This is a genomic window from Psychrobacter sp. 1Y1, from assembly GCF_051847395.2.
GTDB lineage: Bacteria > Pseudomonadota > Gammaproteobacteria > Pseudomonadales > Moraxellaceae > Psychrobacter.
Map to the genome: position 1 here is coordinate 665984 of NZ_JBPYDF020000001.1, position 21413 is coordinate 687396.

A 21413-nucleotide genomic window follows, 5' to 3' on the forward strand; every position below is an offset into this window, starting at 1 on the left:
ATTTATCGCCACCATGACTACTATGACGATTGAATACAAAAGAATGAAATAGCTGCTTTTTGAGCAAACGAATCATATAAATAAAAATTAAGGGGAGAGCCATATTATGGATATTATTAGCCACTTGACACGCACCGTCAGCCCAGCCGTATTGGAAGATGACCGTAGCCCAGCTAAGAAAAATCTACTAGAACAGTTTTATGCCATTTTTGCTGCTCGTCTTGCAGACAATGATACTTTTAGCCGCTTTGCCAATGAAAACATTGCCCGTGATGACAATGCTTTTTATGACCGTGTATGGACAGAAGGGGCACACCGCGACCAAATCTCTCGCGAATTAGCAGGCAAACATAATGTCGATGCAACGGCCTCACGTGGTTTGATTGCGATGGCAGCGCCATTGGCTTTTCATGAGATCAAAAGCTTAGCTGGTACTACGCCCGTTCCTCAATTTTTGAATGATAACCTAAATAGTTACCAGCATCATATCCCTGCATGGGCGGGTACTGTTTTGCCTGCTAGTGCAGTCGCTGCCACTTCTACTACGGCTGGCACACCAATTTCTGATACCACCAGTACAGCGCCATTACAAAAAGAAGAAGAACCAAAAGAGAGCTTTATGAAAGCGCTGCTACCTATTATTGGTTTGATTATCTTGGGTGCATTGGCTTGGGCACTACTCAGAGGCTGCCAAGAAAACCCTGAGCCTGTAGCAACGCCAGCGGCTACAGTACAGCAAGGGGCACAAGGTAATGAGGCATTAGCGGTTGCCGGCGCAATTGAGCCTGCATCACTGAGCATCGCAACTGGTGAAAATAGCGAGCTGTATGCTTGTCGTATGAGCGTGGGTGATGAGACATTACAAACCAATGTTATGAATGCTTTGACTGGTGCATTTGGTGATGAAGCCAATAAATGCCGTGCTGATGTTGATGATAACTTTGCAGTAGATATGCCAGCATCTGCTCAGTTGGCAACGATATTACCAATTATTAAAAATGTACCGAACGCGAGTATGATTATTAAAGGTGATAACATCACTGTCAATGCTCCTGATAAAGCTGCATTGGATAAGTTGGTTGCTGACTTACAAGCAGCTGCTCCTGCCATGACCGTGCAAGCTGAAGGTCCATTAGACTTGCAAGGTGAGATTGATGATAGTCTGGCTGCTGCAGATGTGGCGATGACCAATCTTGGTGAAAACCCAGATCCACGTGATGTTGCCCGCGCTTTGAGTATTCAGGTGATTAACTTCCAAGTAGATGAAGCGGTTATACCTGAAGTCAATAAAGCGCTGTTAGACCGTGCTGCAGAAATCATCAATAACGTACCTGATATGAAGCTGATGATTGTCGGTCATACAGATAGTCAAGCCTCTGATACCTATAATATGGAGCTGTCTCAGGAGCGTGCTGAGTCAGTGAAAGCATATCTAGTGTCTAAGGGAGTTGATGCCAGTAAATTAGCTACCAAAGGCATGGGCGAATCAGAGCCAATCGCGGACAATTCAACCGAACAAGGTCGCTTCCGCAATCGCCGTATCGAGTTTATGGTCAATGACGAAGTGGTCAGCGCCAATGATGGCATGATGATAAACAGTGATTCCCTAGATCCAGATATGAACCCATTAGATAGTAATAATGATGACTTGTTACCAGATGGCGATGATGCTACCCAAGGTACTGCGGTAGACCCAAGCAATTAATCTATTTGTTCTTATTTTGATTATAGCTACGCAGTAGTAGTTAAATGACAAAAACCGCATCTTATAAAGGTGCGGTTTTTTGTATGCTGCTCGATGATAGTGAAGTAAGCTATTATTTATACAGAGTAGGATCTGTTGATTCCTTAGCAGTCTGACCATCAGCTTGCGCATCAAAAAAAGTCTGAGTAACATTTTGCTTGGCTTGCTGCCAATATTCAAACTGCTGGCAGGTAGATTCAAGATCGCCTTGCCATGTTGGGATATTGCCGCGCATGGTTTTGATACGCTGCTGGTTAGGGTAAGGCAAATCTTGCGCAGCTTTAGCAGCTTCATGAGCAGCCACACGGTCGTTGCATACGAGAGCAATATCACAACCGGCATCAATGGCCGCTTTTACGCGAGCACTGACATCACCAGCCGCCTTTGCACCTGCCATCGATAAATCATCAGAGAATAATACCCCATCAAATTTAAGCTCATCTCGAATGATATCTTGTAGCCAAATTTTGGAGAAACCTGCTGGCTTGTCGTCTACCTGCGAAAATATCACATGTGCTGGCATAAGAGCGTCTAGACTATGTAGTGTTTGAGCAAAAGGTTGCATGTCGCTATTAATGATTTCATCCAAGCTACGCGTGTCGATGGCTTCTGATACGTGCGAGTCAGGAGCGATGGCACCATGACCGGGGAAGTGTTTACCAGTGGTTGCCATACCAGCTGCCTTCATACCGCGCATAAACTGTGTTGCAAGCGCAGTGATGGCTTGTGGCTCATGATGAAAGCTGCGGTCACCAATGACTTGGCTAATACCATCTCTATCCAGTACGGGTGCAAAGCTCAAATCGATTCCTACAGCCAGCACTTCAGCCGCCATTAGATAACCGCAATCGTAGGCGCAGCTGAGTGCTTGGCTTGGGTCTTGATTGAATAGCTCACCCAATCGACCCATAGCAGGTAGGGGCGTGAAGCCTTCACGTAGCCTTGCGACTCGTCCACCTTCTTGGTCCACACCGATAAGTATGTCTTGATTGTGATAACGTATATCGTCGCACAGTGCTCTGACTTGGGCCGCATCTGTGACGTTACGACCAAACAATATCACTCCGCCAACCTGTGCTTGTTTAATCAAGCTGACATCTTCAGCGGTCAAAGCAGTACTATCGATATCTATCATTAAAACGCCGTACATCGCGTATTCCTTATTATTTTATATATGTTTATATTATGAGGGTGACTGATTATCTATCTATGGCTATCTTATCGCTTATCAGTCATTGTTCAGATATCTTATTATGACAGCTATTATTAATTGAGCATAATGTGGCAGATTATTGGGGTCAAATCAATTTGCTAATAGCCATTAGATTTAGGCATTAAATCGATGTTGATAGCCCTCAATTACTATGTATGATAAAAGTGATAGAAAGTTTGGTATGTACAGACGTAGCGTGTAAGATTGCTTATACAGTTTGAGACAATTCAGTATTTATGCGCGTGATAATATTGATTGATTTTTGACTATATATCAGTATTTAATGATGCATAAAATATAAGAATAAAACACAGCATTTAGAGGTCATAACAGATTCGAGCATTTCTAATTCTGATGAATTACCCAATACTATTAACTTCAAATAACTAGGTACATATGATGAAAAAACAACCAGCACAGTGGTTACTCAGTGCGGCGTCAGTGGGCATCGCTGGTATTATCCTGACTCAAAGTTACGGTACTGCAGTCGCCGAGACCAATACGGGAAGTTTCGTTCAGACTCCTGAGCAAAAGGTCACCACCCGTCAAGTAGCCGCCTTGCTGGATCGCAGTCATTATCTTAATCAGCCTTTAGATAGTAAGACTGGTAGTGAAATTCTATCAATGTATATCGATAGCCTTGACCCAAACCACACGTTGTTTTTGCAATCTGATGTTGATGAGCTGAAGAAAAAACACGCTGAAGATTTTGGCGCTCGCCTAAAGCAAGGTGATCTGTCTGCAGGGGTAGAGGTGTTTGATCGTTACCGCAAACGCTCAAATGAGTACTTTGCGATGGCTACCAAGATGCTTAAGACAGACATTGATTTGACAGGTAACGACACAATCATTCTTGATCGCGAAAAACTCGGCCATTTTAAAACCAAAAAAGAGCAGCGCGATTACTGGGAACGTCAGCTAAAGTTCCAGTTGATGAGTATTACCCTCGGTCAAGAAGACGAAAAAGCTAAAGAGAAAGTGTTTTTAAGCAACCCAGATATCACTCGTGGGCAAGACTTGGTACGTAACGATGAGCGTACGCCAAATGAGATTTTACAAAATCGTTTGTCGCGTCAACAAGAGCAGTTTAAGCGTCTCAAAGATGATGAAATCATGGAGACCATCTTAAATACGGCGATGCTCACTTATGATCCGCACAGTAATTACTATGCACCGATTCAAGCGACTGAACTGCAAATCCAGTCTAGTCTTCAGTTAGAAGGCATCGGTGTCTCTATTCGTCCAGATCGTAAAAATCCAGACTATACTCGTATTGTGACTTTGGTCGATGGTGGTCCAGCCGCCAAGTCGGGTCAAATCAAGCCTAATGATTTGATCGTCGGTATCGCAAAAGATGGCGAAACCATGACGGACGTGGTTGGTTGGTCAACGCGTGAAATTGTCAGCTTGATTCGCGGAAAACGCGGTACATCGGTCACACTGAAATTACGTCAACCTAACACGCCAGATGCTAGCGCCCGTACGGTCACGGTAGTACGAGACATCATTCAGCAAGAAGAGTCAGGCGTCACTCAGCGAGTGGTAGAAGTGCAGCGTCCTAATATTGATAAGACACCAAAGCGTATTGGAGTACTTGAGATACCAAGCTTTTATCTAAACTATCGTGCGCGCCGTAATGGTGAAGACTACCGTAGCGTTAGTATCGATACTGAAAAAGCGCTAAAAGAGCTGAATAAACAAAATATCGATGGCCTAGTGGTTGATTTGCGCAATAACCCTGGTGGCTCATTAGATGAAGTTGCCAAGATGCTAGGTTTCTTTATCAAGAGTGGACCACTGGTACAGATTCGTGATAATCGCGGCAATATTCAAGTATACCGTGACAACGATGGTGGCGAGCAGCTATATGATGGCAAGATGGCGGTCATTACCAATTTAGCATCCGCCTCAGCCAGTGAAATTTTTGCCGCTGCTATTCAAGACTATGGTCGCGGATTAGTGGTTGGTAGTACGACAACTGGTAAAGGCTCTGCGCAGATCCAGCTTGATAGCTTAGCTTTAGGCTCTGCTACCTTGACTCAGCGTAAATTTTATCGTGTCACTGGCGGTAGTACACAGAATAAAGGTGTCGTACCAGATGTTGAGCTAGTTAATATCTATGATGATGCAACCTTTGGCGAGCGCGCTCAGAAAAAAGCATTACCTTGGGACACTATCAGAACAGCACCGTACAAGCCTGAAGGGAAGTTTACCAGTGATACGTTAGCGACGCTCAATCAGCAGTCTAAGATTCGCCAACAAAAAGACCCACAGTTTACTTATCTGTCGACGCTAAATGATATTCGTAACATGGATGATGAAAAGAAACCTGTTCGATTAGATATCAATAGCCGCAGAGCTAAAATGCAACTAATTGAAAAACGCTCATTAGAAGCAGAAAACAAGCGCCTTATCGCAACTGGTGAGCGTCCGTACTCTAACTGGAATACTTATCAAGCAGCGATGGATGCAAAGTTTGAAGAACGTAGCCGTATGAAAGCCGCTGAACGTCCAGAATTACCAGAGGATGAAGCGTTCATTAATGAGGCAGCTTACCTTATGCTCAGCGCTGAACCTAAGACAATGCTTAGCCCTGAAGAGAAGCTATAATGTGAAGTTATTATAGCGTTACGTAATCTATGTAAGCATATGCTTACATAGATTGACGTTTAGACCTCTTACCAACGAAGGGTCAATCTGCGACTATAACTGTACGGCACGATTGAACGAAACGGTTCATTGATACTAGGGATTGGTATCTTAAAGGTCGCACTAGGGATAAGTAGTTTGCTGATTAAGGATGATAAGGCTGGATGCCTGTCAGTTATGAGATGCCCCGGGATTAGGTATCACGTAACGCTAACATGGATGGTTGGTAATAAAAGCCGCATGACGCTTGTCGTTATGCGGCTTTGTTACGTCTGGAGACTAGTAATTTTTGTGGCGGATTTTCTAAGTAGATAGTATTCAAGTTGAGTAGCACTGTATACGGAATTAGTATTCAGTTCATAGATTAATACATTTATATTAATTTGAAATTTACCATGAAGTAAGCACAAAAAAGGCCAGTAACCTGATCGGCTACTGACCTTTTATATTAGATGATAGATTTAATAGATTATCCTCTAACTATTGTCACTACACTCTAGAAGAGATTAGTGCTCAACGCCACCTGCACCATGTACATGGCCATGGTTTAGTTCGTCTTCAGTTGCTGCACGTACTTCTTGGATTTCAACATCGAATGTCAAACGCTTGCCAGCCAATGGATGGTTTGCATCAACAGTAACTTCTTGATCGTTTACAGCAGTCACAGTAACCAACATTACTTGGCCGCCAGCTTCTGACTGGAACTGCATACCAGGCTGAATGTCATCAACGCCTTGGAAGTTGTCACGTGGTACATGCTGTACTGCTTGCTCTTGGTATTCGCCGTAGCCATCAGCAGGTTCAACGACTGCATTAACTTTTTCGCCAGCAGACTTACCTTCTAATTGTGCTTCTAGGCCTGGGATAATGTTGCTGTGACCATGTAGATAAGCAAGTGGCTGACCTTCTGGTGACTGGTCAAGGATATTGCCTTCGTCGTCTTTTAGTGTGTAATTGAATTTGACGGCAGTGTCTTTTGCGATAGTAGTCATAAAATATCCTAAATATATCTATGTAAAAAATTAAATACGGTTGCAATAAACCTAAAAAAGCCAATCTGCAAGCCAAAAGGCCACGTCATTAGTCAATTATCATCAGTTTATTAAAGTAACTTTAGCAGTTAGCATCTTTAATTGAGATGGCCCACATAACTTTCAAGGCAAAAAACATAAAAAATGCCAATTAATGCCACAATTTACAATAATAACTGCTATTTTCTATAGTTAATGCATAGCGATTGGCTATTCATGGTTTAGGAGTTGCTTTTTTAGAGCAGGACTTCTAGCATAATTATAAAAATAAGGACGAGAGATACGATGACTGCATTTGCTAATACCACTACTAAACAACTAGCGAGCAATGTTTCAACCAATCATCATGATATTAAGGCTAAAACGATAGCTGATATAAGCTATCAATTTGATTTTACCCGTTTCTACGAGCATTTGGTCGATGTATCACTGAGCTTTACAGCAGTATCCGATGCGCCGCAGCTTTGGTTACCAGCGTGGATACCAGGCAGTTATCTAATGCGTGAGTTTGCCCGAAACATCACTGCGGTACATTATCAAGTAGTAGAGGCTCAAACAGCGGATAGTGACGAGCAGTCAGAGACTTATCGCGCGCAAAAAATAGACAAAAATACATGGCAGCTGCCAGCGGTGCAAGCAGGGCAGACGGTCATCGTCGAGTACGAAGTCTATTGCTATGACTTGTCTGTGCGTACGGCCTACGTTGATCAGCAACGACTTTATGGTAATTTTACTTCGCTTGCGCTAGCCGTCGAAGGGCAAGAGCAAGCGCCTGTCCACGTTAGCTTGATTGTGCCCGAGACATTTTTTGCAGACAAAGAAAGTAGCAAAGTACTGTTGGCCTGTGGGTTGGACGCTACGCACCTGCAGATTGATCAGCAGCAAAAAGACAATCAGCAAGCGAACAGTCAGCACCTTTACAAGTTACAGGCAGCGAATTATCACGAGCTGATTGATTATCCATTCGAAATCGCAGAACAAGAAAAGTTTGATTTTATTATTCATGATAATGAGCATCAGACGCTACATCATAGCTTTTACCTGTCAGGCAAGCAGAATGCTAACCTAGGTCGGTTGCAGCAGGATATTACTCAGATTTGTCAGACCTACGTAGATTGGTTAGGCGATGCGCCATTTGACGATTATACCTTTATGACCTTTGCCAGTGGTCAAGACTATGGTGGGCTTGAGCATATCAACTCTACTAGCCTTATTACCCCGCGCAATGACTTGCCAAATGCCAATGAGCCAAAGTTACCGAGTACAGATTATCAGCGGTTTTTAGGCTTATGTAGTCATGAGTATTTTCATTCATGGTGGGTTAAGACGGTGCGTCCTGATGTCATGATTGATGTCGATTTACGTTGTGAAGCATTTACGCCATTACTTTGGGTGTTCGAAGGGTTTACGTCTTATATCGATGACTTCATGTTGCAAGCGTCAGGTGTGATTGATAAAGCCAATTATCTGCGACTGCTAGCCGAGCAAATCAATCGCTATTATCAGACTCCAGGGCGTGGTAATCAAAGCGTGGCAGAGTCAAGTTTTGATGCTTGGATTAAGCTGTATCGTACTGATGAAAATACAGGCAATGCGGGTATCAGCTACTATAATAAAGGCGCATTGGTGGCTCTATGTCTGGATCTAATCTTACTCAAAAATAGTGATGGTCGTTATCGTTTGTTTGATGTGGTCAAAGCTTTTTATACTCAAGCCAAGCAGAACGACAGTAAGCGAATTGGTATCAGCAGTGCTGATATGGGCTCAGTCATTGAGCAGTTTATGCCGCTAGCAGAATGGGAAGATTTTGAACGCCGTTATGTCAACGGGGTAGAAGAGCTGCCAATTGAAGCGTTGCTCATTGCAAATGGTGTCAAAATACAGGCGAATACTAAAGAAACCGCTGACAAGCATGTGCCTTGGGGTATGCGATGTAACGAAACGCTAGCTGGACTCAAGGTAAATCGTGTGATGCGAGATAGTATTGCCGCTAAAGCTGGTATTTCAGCACATGACGTTATTATCGCGATTGACGGCATCAAAGCGGATACGAAACAACTTACCGCCTTGGTTAATACGGCGCATCCTGTTGAATGTTATGTGTTCCGCCGTGATGAGCTGATGTGTGTTCAGGTTCAACCCGAAACGACAACTAAAGTGAAGCCGCGAGATGAGACAACTGGCATGACTGGAGCAGTACCTCCTCATAAAGTAAGCCTACGCTTAGCAAAAGGAGATAAGACGCTAGACAATGATAATGAGCAATTAAAAGGTGATGCAGGTTGGGAGACATGGCTCAATGTTATGAAGCGGTAGCCTCAATGCTATATAAAATACCTTTCCATACGAAAAACCCTTCCATATAAAAACCCCTCTTCCGAGCAATCATGCTTAGAAGAGGGTTTTTTTAAATTACTTTTAATATTGTAGATATATCCAAGCAACTTAAATGCTCGATAGGTCAGAGGTTGGAGAGGTATACATTTACTGCTCTTTAGCTCTGTTATCTAGGTTATCTGGATTCTTATTATCGGTAGTTTCAGGCTCAATACTTTCATCTACAGAACTATCGTCTTCGTTGCTACTTGCAGCCTCAAGCGCAGCAATCCAGTTTTTCATCACATCAATTTCAGTTTGCTGGTTATCAATGACGTCTTGCGCCAACTGACGCATCTCCTCATCTGTCCCATATTCGAGCTGAACTTTTGCCATATCAACAGCAGCAATATGATGCGGTAGCATGCCGCGTGCAAATGCCATATCAGGCAAGGGATCAGCCACACCCAAAGTCATTTCGCCATGCATATTTTCCATGCTCTGAGCATATGCTTGCTGCATCGCCACAGTATTTGGCTTAGGTTTGGCAGCATCAGGGTGGCTAGCCAGCCATTTGTTTAAGACATCGATCTCAGCTTGCTGTGCCGTAATGACGTCTTGAGCAAGTTGGCGCATCGCTTCGTCAGTGCCATACTTGAGTTCTATTTTTGCCATCTCTACCGCGCCGCGATGATGTCCCAACATGCCTTTAGCGAAAGCGGTATCAGGATCGTTATAACCCATTCCAATCATCATCTCGTCATGCATTCTCGTCATTGATCTCGTATAGTCTCTGAGCATGTCACTCATTTGAGACTCATCAATGACACTATTATCGCTGTCGTTTGTTAGAGTATCGTCTGCCATACCGTCATGCTCAGCATGTGGCATATCAGTCACTGGCGGTGAGGTTTCTTCCGCAGGATTTGATTGGCTGTCCTCTGTCGTTGGCTGACAAGCACTCAATACAAGTGCCGCAGAAATGCTAGTGACCAACGAAAGAAAACGACGAGAAGCAATCATGACATATCCCTATTGTGAAAAAACCAAACGATAAATGGATAATACTTATTATACATAATCAATTACGTGCTGAATGTTAGCAGATAAACCTTACTCATTCGAGACACTATGTTTAATAGCTCGTAATATATTTAATTTATATGAGAATTATATACTTGCAGCTAAGCGTTTGTCCGGTACAAACTAATTGCTAATACCTAGCTGACGACAGTGTTCGCTAGTTAGATGAACGCGTACAGACTCCCCAACAGCTAAATCACCTAGCTCAAACCCTGCCACTGACCAACGTATCAAACGCAGACAAGGCAGACCGACATGCGCTGTCATACGTCTGACTTGGCGATTTTTACCTTCATATATTGTCAGCATTAGCCATGAGTCCGGCACGCTTTTACGCTCACGTATTGGCGGATTGCGCTGCCAAAGCATCATCGGTAGCTCACTTTCACTGACGTGTTTGACCTCAGCAGGTAGTGTTTTACCGTCTTTTAAAACCACGCCACGTTTGAGCTTATTGATTTGCTCAGTAGTAGGCGTTCCTTCTACTTGCACTAAGTAAGTTTTACCTTGTTTGCGCCCTGCATTGGCTTTTGGCGGATGAGTAATTGCTTTATTAACGTGACCATTATCGGTCAAAATCAGCAAGCCCTCTGAAGTGGCATCTAGCCTACCAGCAACTCGCAAATCCTTATCGGTAAAGTATTGCGATAGGGTGGCGTGGTCGTTATTACTGTCATCTCTAAACTGACTTTGCACGCCATAAGGCTTGTTGAATAGAATGAGACTAGAAGTAGACATAAAAAGGTGTTTCCTGGTTTTTGATGGACAATGAATCATTGTAACGTGTGTTTTGTGATGCAGAGCTAGTATTAAGCGACAAGACTAAAGGCGATATATTTAATGTGCTGTATGCTACATGACCTGCTACAAAAGTAGGACAGCGCTTGTATAGATTTGCTGTTATCCTAAATCCGCATTATGATAGTGGTATTTATATTCTTAATAGAGAAATATCTACTAGCTGCAAGCGATAATCATTGTTTGGGTATTTATTTTAATTTTTTTAGCTTCGAGCTATTTTTAACATTGTTTAAATCAATGTCGCAAGTGTCGTACTCATCAAAGCTTTGCTCAACCGATAAGCGCCCAGAGCGTTACAACTATAATAAAACGGTTAGCATAACAAAGTGTTAAGTTCGCTTGCGACGTCCAACATATAACCAAGGAGTATCATCGATGTCATATGATAAGGTTATCGTGCCAAGAGACGGCGAAAAAGTGACCGTAAACGCAGATTTAACATTAAATGTTCCTAACCATCCGATTATTCCGTTTGTGGAAGGTGATGGAATCGGTGTAGATATCACGCCTGTCATGATAAAAGTAGTCAATGCTGCGATTGATAAAGCGTATCACGGCAAGAAGTCTATCATTTGGATGGAGACTTATCTTGGTGAAAAAGCAGCGAAAGTATATGACGGCGACTATTTGCCAAGCGAGACGCTAGAGATTCTAAAAGACTACGTCGTTAGTATCAAGGGTCCATTGACCACGCCAGTGGGTGGCGGCTTTAGTTCGTTAAACGTCGCAGTGCGCCAAAACCTCGACCTGTATGTCTGTCAACGCCCAGTACGCTGGTTTGAGGGCGTACCAAGCCCAGTACAGCATCCAGAGCTGACGGATATGGTTATTTTCCGTGAAAACACAGAAGATATCTACACGGGTATCGAGTGGAAAGCGGGCAGCGATGATGCCAAAAAAGTTATCAATTTTTTAAGGGATGAGATGGGTGTGACCAGCATCCGCTTCCCTGAAGACTGCGGCATCGGTATCAAACCTGTCTCAAAAGAAGGCTCTCAGCGCTTAGTACGCAAAGCGATTCAGCATGCCATCGATAATGATTTGCCAAATGTGACCCTAGTGCATAAAGGTAATATCATGAAGTTTACAGAGGGCGCGTTTAAGGATTGGGGTTATGAGCTGGCAGCAGAGCGTTTTGGTGCAGATTTATTAGATGGCGGTCCATGGATGACTATGAAAAATCCAAAAACGGGTAATGATATTATTATTAAAGACGTCATCGCTGATGCCTTCTTGCAGCAGATTTTGATGCGTCCTGCAGATTATTCTGTAGTAGCAACACTCAACCTAAACGGTGACTATATCTCTGATGCATTGGCCGCTGAAGTAGGTGGTATTGGTATCGCACCAGGTGCAAACAAAGGCGGCGCGATTGCTGTTTATGAAGCGACGCACGGTACTGCGCCCAAGTACGCTGGTCAGAATAAAGTAAATCCAGGTTCACTCATATTGTCTGCTGAGATGATGCTTCGTGATATGGGCTGGACGGAAGCAGCTGATCTTGTTATCAGTGGTATCCAAGGGGCGATTGCCAATAAAACAGTCACGTATGATTTTGAGCGTCTGATGCCAGATGCTACCTTACTAAGTACTTCGGAGTTTGGTAAGGCGATTATTAAGCATATGGAAGCATAAGACTACTTAAACTCTAAGCATTCTATTTTATTACTGTTTATTAAAAGCCACCTGATTATATAGGTGGCTTTTTTTATTTCACTCTTTATAAAGACTTTAGAAAACACAAAAAAACACCTCAACGTTCGAAGACGGTTGAGGTGTTTTGTACTAAGACTTAAACTCGCATAATCGCTTCTGGGTATAAAAACCAAAAGCGATTAGGCTTAATGTCTAAGAGCAGTCGCTTAAAATTATAGCGATGCCAATGTCTCGTTAAACAAAGCGCTTGGACGCATTGCTTTCTTAGCCAATTCTTCATCAGCATAGTAGTAGCCTTTGATGTCTACTGGCTTGCCTTGAGCTTGGTTAAGTTCTTTAACGATGGCTTCTTCGTTCTCTTTTAGCTTTTGCGCAAATGGTGTAAATTGCGCTTTTAGCTCGCTATCTTTATCTTGCGCTGCAAGCTCTTCTGCCCAGTACATTGCTAGATAGAAGTGGCTACCACGGTTGTCGAGCTCGCCAGTTTTACGTGATGGCGACTTATCATTTAGTAGCAGTTTTTCTGTTGCTGTATCTAGCGTGTCTGCCAAGATTTGAGCTTTAGCATTGTTGTCGTTGTTTGCTAGATGCTCTAAAGATACCGTCAATGCCAAGAATTCACCGAGTGAATCCCAACGTAAATGGTTTTCTTCTGTCAGCTGCTCAACGTGCTTCGGTGCAGAGCCACCAGCGCCAGTTTCAAACAAACCGCCGCCTTTCATTAATGGTACAACTGATAGCATCTTAGCACTGGTACCTAGCTCTAGGATAGGGAACAAGTCAGTTAGGTAATCGCGTAGGATGTTACCGGTCGCAGAGATAGTATCTAGACCACGAGCAACACGCTCTAGGGTATAACGCATCGCACGAACCTGAGACATAATCTCGATATGTAAGCCAGTGGTATCATGATCTTTTAGATAGGTTCTAACTTTTTTGATTAGCTCGTTTTCATGTGGACGGTATGGGTCTAACCAGAAGATAACAGGCGTATCTGATTCACGAGCACGGCGTACGGCAAGTTTTACCCAGTCTTGGATAGGCTCATCTTTAACCTGACACATGCGCCAGATATCACCTTTCTCAACACGTTTTTCAAGTAATACTTCATCAGTATCAATATCGACGATACGTGCAATACCAGCATCGCTAGACTCAAAAGTCTTGTCATGCGAGCCATACTCTTCAGCTTTTTGAGCCATTAGGCCAACGTTAGGAACGGTACCCATGGTTTTTGGATCAAAGTTACCATGCCATTTGCAGAAGTTGATCATTTCTTGGTAAATACGCGCAAAGGTAGACTCTGGCATGACGGCTTTACAGTCATACATTTTGCCATCAGCACCCCACATTTTACCACCTGAACGAATCATCGCTGGCATAGAAGCATCAACGATTACATCACTTGGAGAATGGAAGTTGGTGATACCTTTTGAAGAGTCAACCATGGCCAGACGTGGGCGATGCTCTTGACACGCATGCAAGTCGCGCTCAATCTCTTCACGCTTTGAAGCTGGTAGCGTTGAGATCTTGTCGTATAGATCTGCCATACCATTGTTGACGTTGATACCTAGCTCATCAAAGAAAGCGCCATGTTTTTCAAAGGCTTCTTTATAGTAGATTCTAACCGCATGACCAAAGACGATAGGATGTGAGACTTTCATCATGGTTGCTTTTACGTGCAATGAGAACAAGATACCAGCTTCGCGGCAATCTTCCATTTCACGCTCATAAAACTCTAACAATGCTTTTTTGCTCATGACCATCAGATCGATGACTTCTTTATCAAGCAAAGCAATTTTAGGCTTTAATACTTTTTGAGTACCGTCATCAAGTAACAACTCCATACGTACTGTACGAGCTTTATCTAATGTCATAGATTGCTCGCCATCGTAGAAGTCGCCGCCATGCATGTGTGATACGTGCGTGCTTGACCATTGCTTCCACTCACCCATAGAGTGTGGATGCTTGCGTGCATAGTTCTTGACGGCTTTAGGCGCACGGCGATCTGAGTTACCTTCACGCAGTACTGGGTTCACTGAACTGCCTAAGCTTTTGCCATAGCGCTTGCGTAGCTCTTTTTCTTCGTCAGTTTGTGGATCTTCAGGGAAGTTAGGAATAGCATAGCCTTTGCTCTGTAGCTCTTTGATAGCCGCTTTTAGCTGCTGTACAGAAGCACTGATGTTTGGCAGTTTGATGATGTTAGTATTTGGATCTTGAGTCAGACGACCTAGCTCAGCTAAGTTGTCAGGAACACGTTGCTCTTCGGTCAAGTATTCAGGGAATTCGGCCAATATACGCGCTGCAACAGAGATGTCGCTGGTTTCAACTTCAACGCCTGCTGTTTTAGTGAATGCTTCGACAATAGGTAAGAACGACAGAGTCGCCAGCGCTGGGGCTTCGTCAGTTTTTGTATAAATAATTTTTGACATTTTAGTTAGATCTTCCTTTAGGCTGTAGTTAATAATAAAGCTCAAATATAGTGTTGAATATGCGTCAATGATACTATGCAATAATCTATGATATGGTTAGAACAAGTACTTCATATGTAGCTTCGTAGAAATTTTTAAGACAGGTTAGACATTTTCTTTTAATAATATTCACGAAAAAAGCATTTAAAGGCAACACGTTAACGGTCGGTGCAAAACTGCCTAAAAGTGAATCACTGACGCTACATTATAATCAATCCACTATAAATCCGATAGGATGTCAATCGTATACCATGAACTAAGTATACTGTTTTAGCTCGTATCCTATGGTTTCGAATTATACTAAGCTAATAACAACCTTATTCTACCAGTCATCGGCTTCGATATCATCTTTTCCATACAACTACTGTTTTTTCATGACGTTTTATATTGATCTTACTGCCCATGAGCGCATTCTTGCAAACCACCCGCGTTATCGTTGGTGGTTTTCTATTGGGTGCGGATAAGTTTTTGCAAATTGTGACAGCAATGACGTAAAAATTTGCTAGTCTAGGTCATCAATAGATTGGTTATCGATAAATATATCGCGATTATAATAGTGACGGTGAATATGAGTTTAGAGTATGCGCTGATTAATGATACCAGCTGGCAGAGCCAAACAGAGTGGCAGACGCCAGATACCCCTTTTATGTCATTTGCTTTTTGGCAAGCGTTGACTGACACCGGAGCAATTGGTGAGCAGGCAGGGTGGCTACCGATATTTATTCTGGTACATCGTGTCGCTGTTGCTACTAACAGTGTTGATAGTGAAGATAGCACCGAAACCTTAGTAGATAGTGCGGCAGAAAATACATTGCAGCCTGTGGCTGTCATGCCAGTATTTATAAAAGGTCATCATCGTGGTGAGTTTGTATTTGATCATGCATGGGCTGAAGCTTATGCACGCTATGGCGTTGATTATTATCCGCGATTGGTCACTAGCGCACCATATACACCGATTACTGGTCAAAGGATTTGGTTGGCAAAAGGTGAAACCTTGAATGAAGATATCCTCAGAACGGCCATCGCAGGTATTGATGATATCGCTCAACAAGTGGGCGCCTCAAGCTGGCATGGACTGTTTGTGACACCTGAGCTAGCCTCTGTTGCCACCACATCTATGCCAACTGAAATTGATGTGGAGCATGCGATAGCGGCTCAAGAAAGCGGCGTAGAGTCAGCTGCTATTGAGCTACCGATATTTGAGCGTCAAGGCTGCCAGTTCTTATGGCAAAATAAAGACTTGCTTAATGACCGTAAGCCATTTGCAGATTTTGATGCTTTTTTGATGACCTTAAAAGCCAAAAAGCGCAAAACCATTCGGGCTGAGCGCCGTAAAGTTGCCGAGCAAGGCATTAGTTGCCAGCGCAAGTGCGGAGATGCTATTAGCGATGCTGACTGGAAAGCTTTTTATCACTGTTATGTGATGACCTATGCAGTACGCGGACAGCAGCCTTATTTGACGATAGATTTTTTTATGGCATTGGCAGCGAGCATGCCTGAGCATATAATGCTTGCGCAAGCACTCGACGCCAGTGGTGAGATTGTCGCGAGTAGTTTGTTCTTATATGACAGACCTGATAGCGACAAGGCTGATGGTAGTGTTGATAATAATGCCACCTTATATGGTCGTTACTGGGGTGCGCTCGGTGAATATGACAGCTTACATTTTGAGCTATGCTATTACCAAGGTATCGAGTTTGCTATTGAGCAAGGATTGATATCTTTTGATCCTGGTACGCAAGGCGAGCATAAGTTGGTACGTGGTTTTATTCCAACGACGACACATTCTATCCACCGTATCTATGATCCGCGTTTTGTACCGGCGATTGGCGATTTTTGTGCCAGAGATCGTGAGCATATGTCGCAGTATCGTCAGCAGGCATTTGAGGCTTTGCCTTTTAATGCAGACAATATGCCGGAATTTGATGGTAGTGACTCATAGCACTAATTCGTAACGGTAATCAGCTTTGATTAACTCTGCTTCTATTTGCACACACTTTTAACTATCAAACATCCTATAAAAAATACTAGCCATAAACTATGACCAGCAATTCTTTTAGTTCTATCAGCGGCCTACCTCCTACTGAACTCTTACCTTGGCTAAATGCTGAAGGCTCTCTCACTGCGATATTAGAAGAGAAGGCAAGGCAGCCGCTGCGCGTAAAACGCAGCTTTGAAGGCTATCGTTCGCTGACTTTAGGTCAAAAAAAGCAGCTGGGTATACGAGGCATGATGCTAAATCGTCCAGTACTCGCATGGGTACGGGAAGTGCAGCTATATGGCAATGATGACATGCCATGGGTGCAAGCACAGAGCATCTTTCCTTTAAACAGTTTAAAAGGTCAGTCTCGTCGTCTTCAGCATCTGAAAAACACACCTATCGGCTACGTGTTATTTAAGCGTCGCCGTACCTTGCCAAATGAGCGTTTTATCAGTCATACCAGTGACGGTTGGCAACGACAAACGCGTTATGACTGGCATGGTCGTAAGATAATGATCAGTGAAACGTTCCTACCGGCGTTCTTATAGTCACTTCACTATAATAGTCACTCCACTATAAAAGTATTACTGCGTTAACCTAGCTTGAGGTATTTGATATACATCTACACTCGGCTGCCTTGTACTACTTTTAAATTGAATCGATTATATCTAGCCACTCTTAAAAATATTTTATGCTTAAATCAGCATAAAAAGGCATATTAACTAAAACGTTCAGCGGGTAAATCCTTTATTTTATTGGCTATTTATCTGTGTTATATAGTCATTTAATTCGCTCATCTTAAGGTGAGGTTTTTTTGCGCTCACAGCACAAATTTTCATGTTACACTTAATCTTTCGCGATGATATCGATGCAAATGTACATTGATTTTATTGACGAATCAGTCAAGTTAATAACAGGTCAGTCGCCTGTATTTATTCTTATTTCAATCTTTGCTAATAGACTCCATTCACAATAATGGTCATACCATAAAACAGACTGCAGAAAAACAGCGTGCAGGGGTATTAATAGTACTTCAGCGACGTTGACGCAGTAGTTGTTTTATTGTGAGCAGGCTATAAGCTTCTTTTCAATGACGTTTTTTAATGACAGTCACTACTTAGGACATCACTATGTTTAAAGATATTTCTATCAAAGATTTTGATCCAGTACTTGCTGAAGCGATGGCCGCAGAAAGCGTTCGTCAAGAAAACCACATTGAGCTTATTGCTTCTGAAAACTACTGCTCACAAGCAGTGATGGAAGCACAAGGTACTGACCTTACCAATAAATACGCAGAAGGCTATCCTGGAAAGCGTTATTATGGTGGTTGTGAGCATGTGGACGTAGTTGAGCAATTGGCTATTGACCGCGCTAAAGAGTTGTTCGGTGCAGAGTATGTGAACGTTCAGCCGCATTCTGGTAGCCAAGCAAACTCAGCCGTATTTTTAGCATTGCTAGAAGCAAATGACACTGTACTAGGCATGAGCCTAGATGCGGGTGGTCACTTGACCCATGGCGCGCACATCAACTTCTCAGGTCTGAACTACAATGCCGTACAGTACGGATTGGTAGATGGCACTGGCCTGATTGATTATGACCAAGTAGAGAGCTTAGCACGTGAGCATAAGCCAAAAATGATCATCGCGGGTTTCTCAGCATACTCACAAGTAGTTGATTGGCAGCGTTTCCGTGACATCGCGGACGAAGTAGGCGCGTATCTATTGGTTGATATGGCTCATGTGGCAGGCCTAGTTGCTGGTGGCGTTTATCCAAACCCAGTACCTTTCGCTGATGTAGTTACAACGACGACGCACAAAACCCTACGTGGCCCACGCTCAGGTATGATTTTGGCGCGTGATGAAGTACTGGCTAAAAAGCTAAACTCAGCTGTATTCCCAGGCAACCAAGGTGGCCCGTTGATGCATGTCATCGCAGCAAAAGCGGTTTGCTTTAAAGAAGCGTTAGAAGATAACTTCAAAACGTATCAGCAGCAAGTAGTAAAAAATGCGCAAGCAATGGCAAAAGTCGTTCAAGAGCGCGGCTATGAAGTCATCTCTGGTGGTACTGAAAACCATCTAATGCTGATCAGCCTTGTTAAGCAAGAAATGACGGGTAAAGAAGCGGACAAATGGCTTGGTGAAGCGCACATCACTGTCAACAAAAACGCTGTACCAAACGATCCAAAATCACCATTCGTGACTTCTGGTATCCGTATCGGTACGCCAGCTATTACTACTCGTGGTTTCAACGAAGCACAAGCGGGTGAGTTGGCAGGTTGGATCTGTGACATACTAGACAGCCGCGGTGATGAAGCGGTTGCTACTGAAGTACGCGGTAAAGTAGAAGCGATTTGTGCAGAATTGCCAGTCTATGCTAAAAATCAGTAAACTTTAGAATAGTAATAAAAAAAACCGCTAAGCTTTTGCTTAGCGGTTTTTTTGTTATTGCTCTCTATGAATATTATGTCATTCAACGCAAACCTATGTTGATATTGCCATTGAGCTCTTTTTAATTATATTTAAGTTTGCTATTTAACCTGAAAACTACTACCGACATTTTTCGATAAATGTAGTGAGCTTGATTGAGTTCCGCTATTAGTTTTAAAGAGCTAAGTTGATGTTTAATTAAGAAAAATATGTAAATCTCTTTGTTTATACAAAACTATTAGTATATAGTCAGTATTGAACATTTAGTAATAATACTAATACAAATTATAATAAATAGTTACACTTTGTATTAGTATCGCTGTAATTGATTGAATAATTATATAAATGTTATTTTCACTAAAGGGATTTACATGAAAAAATAATCTTTAGTCGCAACGATGCTATTACTCAGCACGACTCTTGCGCAAGCAGCAGAACAATCAGGTTTAGCAGCATTTGGAGCAGGTCTCGATGGCTTTATGGCCAATATATTTGGCTGGTTCGTCGACCTTATTTTCTTTTCAGTACCTCTTGGAGACGTCAGCTTCCCGCTCATTGTGGGTTGGTTATTAGTTGCCGCACTCGTATTCACTTTTTACTTTGGATTTATTCAGTTTCGTCAAATAGGCTTGTCTCTAGATATTGTCAGAGGCAAATATACCGATCCAAATCCCGCCAATAAAGAAGAAGGCGAGGTCAGCCATTTTCAAGCCTTAGCTACTGCTCTATCAGGTACCGTTGGTCTTGGTAACATCGCAGGCGTTGGTGCAGCGCTTGCTATTGGTGGACCTGGCGCTACCTTTTGGATGATTATGGTCGGCCTATTCGGTATGGCGACTAAGTTTGTAGAATGTACGCTAGGTGTCAAATACCGTACGGTACTACCATCTGGCGTCGTATCAGGTGGCCCTATGTACTACCTAAGCCGCGGTATGGCTGAACGTGGTATGGGCGGATTAGGTAAGTTCCTGGCTGTTGGTTTTGCACTCATGTGTATATTGGCGACCTTTGGTGCTGGTAACATGTTTCAGGGTAACCAAGCCTTTGCAGTCATGAGCTCTACTTTTAGCATTCCAACGGATTACAGTGTTTTCTTTGGTATTGGCTTAGCGTTTTTAGTCGGTATGGTTATCATTGGCGGTATGCCGCGCATCGCAACCGTTACCGAAAAAGTCGTACCTTTTATGGCCTTGTTGTACATTACTATGGCGGTAATCGTACTGATTGCTAACTTTAATCATATCGGCACTGCATTTGGCGAGATTTTCTCGGGTGCCTTCACTGGTGCTGGCGTAGCTGGTGGCTTTATTGGCGCGTTGATTCAAGGTTTGAAACGTGCAACTTTCTCTAACGAAGCGGGTGTTGGTTCAGCTGCTATTGCTCACTCAGCGGTAAAAACCAAAGAGCCTGCTACTGAAGGTCTAGTAGCGCTGTTAGAGCCTTTCATTGATACGGTTGTTATCTGTACGATGACGGCGCTTGTTATTACTATCTCTGGGGTGAACACTGCCGCAAACTTGCAAACCCAAGCGCTTACTGGTGTGGATCTAACCCGTGCGGCCTTCATGGAAACGGCGCCTATCTTCCAGTATTTCCTAGCTGTCGCGGTATTGTTGTTTGCTTTCTCAACGATGATTTCATGGTCATATTATGGTCTAAAAGCTTGGACTTACCTCTTCGGTGAAGGCAAAGGCGGCGAGATGATATACAAACTTATCTTCTTAATCTTCGTTGTTATCGGTACCATCGTACAGTTTAGCTTCGTTATCGACTTCTCAGATGCGGCTCTGTTCGCTATGGCTATCTTCAACATCATCGGTCTATACTTCTTGATGCCAGTTGTGAAAAGAGAGGTTAATTCTTTCATAGCTCGTGTGAAAAGTGGTGAAGTTAAAAAGTATAAATAATGGATGTGATTGAACATTCTATTATAACTTGATAATTAAAAAAGCCCGCCAAGATGATTCTTGGCGGGCTTTTCGATGGCTGGTATTTGTTATTTGCTAGATAGCTATTCAGTTTTATTCTGTAACAGCATCAGT

General features: G+C 43.0%; 13 protein-coding genes. 8 read left to right on the forward strand and 5 right to left on the reverse strand.

Translation table 11 applies throughout. The annotated features are described in order from the left end of the window. The first annotated feature begins 106 nt into the window (after positions 1–106). On the forward strand, positions 107–1705 hold the full coding sequence (locus ACS8FA_RS16865) for an OmpA family protein (protein ID WP_439264258.1): 1599 nt from the start codon (positions 107–109) through the stop codon (positions 1703–1705). Between the two features lie 112 nt (positions 1706–1817). Here ACS8FA_RS16865 and nagZ read toward each other — a convergent pair whose 3' ends face one another. Further along, entirely contained in the window at positions 1818–2894 is a 1077-nt protein-coding gene (gene nagZ / locus ACS8FA_RS16870) for a beta-N-acetylhexosaminidase (RefSeq protein ID WP_101205547.1), read from the reverse strand. Between the two features lie 462 nt (positions 2895–3356). Between nagZ and ACS8FA_RS16875 the strand changes: the two genes are divergently transcribed. Then, the gene (locus tag ACS8FA_RS16875; protein WP_101205548.1) at positions 3357–5567 is read left to right on the forward strand and encodes a carboxy terminal-processing peptidase; all 2211 of its coding nucleotides are present in this window, start codon (positions 3357–3359) and stop codon (positions 5565–5567) included. Between the two features lie 545 nt (positions 5568–6112). Here ACS8FA_RS16875 and ACS8FA_RS16880 read toward each other — a convergent pair. Beyond that, positions 6113–6598, reverse strand: coding sequence for an FKBP-type peptidyl-prolyl cis-trans isomerase (locus ACS8FA_RS16880; RefSeq protein ID WP_057758283.1), 486 nt, complete (start codon positions 6596–6598; stop codon positions 6113–6115). Positions 6599–6922: 324 nt separating this feature from the next. Here ACS8FA_RS16880 and ACS8FA_RS16885 point away from each other — a divergent pair, with 324 nt between their 5' ends. After that, complete coding sequence (locus ACS8FA_RS16885) at positions 6923–8953, forward strand: M61 family metallopeptidase (protein ID WP_439264261.1); 2031 nt, start codon at positions 6923–6925, stop codon at positions 8951–8953. 168 nt (positions 8954–9121) lie between these two features. Here ACS8FA_RS16885 and copM read toward each other — a convergent pair whose 3' ends face one another. Both copM and ACS8FA_RS16895 read right to left on the reverse strand, forming a co-directional pair. Next, positions 9122–9976: a CopM family metallochaperone gene (copM, locus tag ACS8FA_RS16890; protein WP_439264263.1), complete on the reverse strand. Its 855-nt coding sequence runs from the start codon at positions 9974–9976 to the stop codon at positions 9122–9124. A 183-nt stretch (positions 9977–10159) separates the two neighbouring features. Beyond that, entirely contained in the window at positions 10160–10774 is a 615-nt protein-coding gene (locus ACS8FA_RS16895; protein ID WP_439264265.1) for a pseudouridine synthase, read from the reverse strand. A 438-nt stretch (positions 10775–11212) separates the two neighbouring features. On the opposite strand from ACS8FA_RS16895, the gene icd reads away from it, so the two are divergent. After that, complete coding sequence (icd, locus tag ACS8FA_RS16900; protein ID WP_439264267.1) at positions 11213–12472, forward strand: NADP-dependent isocitrate dehydrogenase; 1260 nt, start codon at positions 11213–11215, stop codon at positions 12470–12472. A 233-nt stretch (positions 12473–12705) separates the two neighbouring features. Here icd and ACS8FA_RS16905 read toward each other — a convergent pair whose 3' ends face one another. After that, on the reverse strand, positions 12706–14925 hold the full coding sequence (locus tag ACS8FA_RS16905; protein ID WP_191114679.1) for an NADP-dependent isocitrate dehydrogenase: 2220 nt from the start codon (positions 14923–14925) through the stop codon (positions 12706–12708). A 607-nt stretch (positions 14926–15532) separates the two neighbouring features. Between ACS8FA_RS16905 and ACS8FA_RS16910 the strand changes: the two genes are divergently transcribed. The 4 genes from ACS8FA_RS16910 (at position 15533) to ACS8FA_RS16925 (ending at position 21278) form a co-directional block, all read left to right on the forward strand. After that, positions 15533–16906: a GNAT family N-acetyltransferase gene (locus ACS8FA_RS16910; RefSeq protein WP_439264269.1), complete on the forward strand. Its 1374-nt coding sequence runs from the start codon at positions 15533–15535 to the stop codon at positions 16904–16906. A 98-nt stretch (positions 16907–17004) separates the two neighbouring features. Beyond that, entirely contained in the window at positions 17005–17493 is a 489-nt protein-coding gene (locus ACS8FA_RS16915; RefSeq protein WP_439264271.1) for a chorismate--pyruvate lyase family protein, read from the forward strand. 582 nt (positions 17494–18075) lie between these two features. Continuing rightward, positions 18076–19332 (forward strand): serine hydroxymethyltransferase, encoded by a 1257-nt coding sequence (glyA, locus tag ACS8FA_RS16920; protein WP_439264273.1) that lies wholly within the window; start codon positions 18076–18078, stop codon positions 19330–19332. 437 nt (positions 19333–19769) lie between these two features. After that, positions 19770–21278, forward strand: a complete 1509-nt coding sequence (locus ACS8FA_RS16925; RefSeq protein WP_439264275.1) for an alanine/glycine:cation symporter family protein — start codon at positions 19770–19772, stop codon at positions 21276–21278. Positions 21279–21413: the final 135 nt, after the last annotated feature.

Excerpts from the sequence above, each read along its gene's own strand:
- ACS8FA_RS16865 (WP_439264258.1), top strand. The coding sequence starts at position 107 with ATGGATATTATTAGCCACTTGACACGCACCGTCAGCCCAGCCGTATTG.
- ACS8FA_RS16905 (WP_191114679.1), bottom strand. The coding sequence starts at position 14,925 with ATGTCAAAAATTATTTATACAAAAACTGACGAAGCCCCAGCGCTGGCG.
- ACS8FA_RS16885 (WP_439264261.1), top strand. The coding sequence starts at position 6,923 with ATGACTGCATTTGCTAATACCACTACTAAACAACTAGCGAGCAATGTT.
- ACS8FA_RS16880 (WP_057758283.1), bottom strand. The coding sequence starts at position 6,598 with ATGACTACTATCGCAAAAGACACTGCCGTCAAATTCAATTACACACTA.
- glyA (WP_439264273.1), top strand. The coding sequence starts at position 18,076 with ATGTTTAAAGATATTTCTATCAAAGATTTTGATCCAGTACTTGCTGAA.
- ACS8FA_RS16925 (WP_439264275.1), top strand. The coding sequence starts at position 19,770 with ATGCTATTACTCAGCACGACTCTTGCGCAAGCAGCAGAACAATCAGGT.
- ACS8FA_RS16915 (WP_439264271.1), top strand. The coding sequence starts at position 17,005 with ATGACCAGCAATTCTTTTAGTTCTATCAGCGGCCTACCTCCTACTGAA.
- ACS8FA_RS16875 (WP_101205548.1), top strand. The coding sequence starts at position 3,357 with ATGAAAAAACAACCAGCACAGTGGTTACTCAGTGCGGCGTCAGTGGGC.
- icd (WP_439264267.1), top strand. The coding sequence starts at position 11,213 with ATGTCATATGATAAGGTTATCGTGCCAAGAGACGGCGAAAAAGTGACC.
- nagZ (WP_101205547.1), bottom strand. The coding sequence starts at position 2,894 with ATGTACGGCGTTTTAATGATAGATATCGATAGTACTGCTTTGACCGCT.
- ACS8FA_RS16910 (WP_439264269.1), top strand. The coding sequence starts at position 15,533 with ATGAGTTTAGAGTATGCGCTGATTAATGATACCAGCTGGCAGAGCCAA.
- ACS8FA_RS16895 (WP_439264265.1), bottom strand. The coding sequence starts at position 10,774 with ATGTCTACTTCTAGTCTCATTCTATTCAACAAGCCTTATGGCGTGCAA.
- copM (WP_439264263.1), bottom strand. The coding sequence starts at position 9,976 with ATGATTGCTTCTCGTCGTTTTCTTTCGTTGGTCACTAGCATTTCTGCG.